The 1,003-nt window shown below is 68.2% G+C and carries 2 protein-coding genes; one reads left to right on the forward strand and one right to left on the reverse strand.

Translation table 11 applies throughout. The features are described 5' to 3' along the window. On the forward strand, positions 1-325 hold a 325-nt coding region (locus VYI76_RS03220; RefSeq protein WP_443018894.1), incomplete at its 5' end, for a hypothetical protein. Between the two features lie 158 nt (positions 326-483). On the opposite strand, the gene VYI76_RS03225 is transcribed toward VYI76_RS03220, so the two are convergent. Continuing rightward, positions 484-957: an RES family NAD+ phosphorylase gene (locus VYI76_RS03225; protein WP_326523339.1), complete on the reverse strand. Its 474-nt coding sequence runs from the start codon at positions 955-957 to the stop codon at positions 484-486. Positions 958-1,003: the final 46 nt, after the last annotated feature.

The raw sequence follows: 1,003 nt of genomic DNA on the forward strand, positions 1-1,003 counted from the left end.
CCCAGGCAGCTATGTCGGGCGGCCCGGCTTCACCAGCCTTCAGAACCAGGCGCGCTTCTATTACGTCATCCGCAAGTTCGGCATCTCGAAGGCCGACCTTGGCGTCGTGTCGCATGGCCTGCGCCACCAGTACGCCAACGACCACTTCGAGGCGGACGCCGGCGGCCCGTCGCCGGTGCGTGGTGGAACGTCTCGCCCTGAGGGCAACAAGCCGGCCAGGAAGCGCGTCTCCAGGGTGCTCGGCCACAACCGCGAACGCGCCAGCACGGGCTATCTGGGGTCCGATGCGGGCCTGCCCGAAGCTGCCAACGATCCTTCCGCCTGATCGATGCCCGTGTCATGCGAGCCGCGCACCCTGACCACCGGCACTCGGCAACAGCTTCCGGCAAGCGCGGGCGGTTCGCCGAGGACCGGTCGGTGCGGCCCGCCGCCGCCCTCGCGAGACTTCCCGTCTCTTCGTCGCGGAAGCCTTCGATGACGAGGTTAAGCCAGGCGAGGATCGAACTCGAACGGGTCGCGTTCCGTAACGAGCGCGACCTCCGCGAGCCTCGGATGCAGGGCATTGATGATCAGGTTGTGTTCGGCAGGCTCGACGTATGACGGGACCCACAGCGCCAATTCGGCGCCCGCATCCAGCCATCGATCTCCGAACGTTTGCGTCACGGCCTCGCTGTCGCGCCAGTTTTCCGGCAGTCCGGCGGCTTGCGCGGTCCGAACCACCAGGCCGTCGGGCAGCTCGAGTCGGAACAGTGCCTGCCCGACCGGCGCGATGCCGTTCGCATGCACGCGCTTCTCGAGTTGCGCCAGCGCGCGCGACCCTGCGCAGTAGATCACCCGCCGCGATGCAGCAGCCGTTCGCAGGCTGTGCCAGCGGCCAGGCGCCAGTGCCGAGCCGTAAGCTTGATCGACAACGGGCTTCGCCGCGGCCAGGCCGATGCGGAAGACGGCGATGCTCAAGCGGCGGCGCCGTAACGCAGAGCGACGAGCATCGACTGGACCTTGC

Source organism: Sphingomonas sp., assembly GCF_035910975.1.
Classification (GTDB): Bacteria; Pseudomonadota; Alphaproteobacteria; order Sphingomonadales; family Sphingomonadaceae; genus Sphingomonas.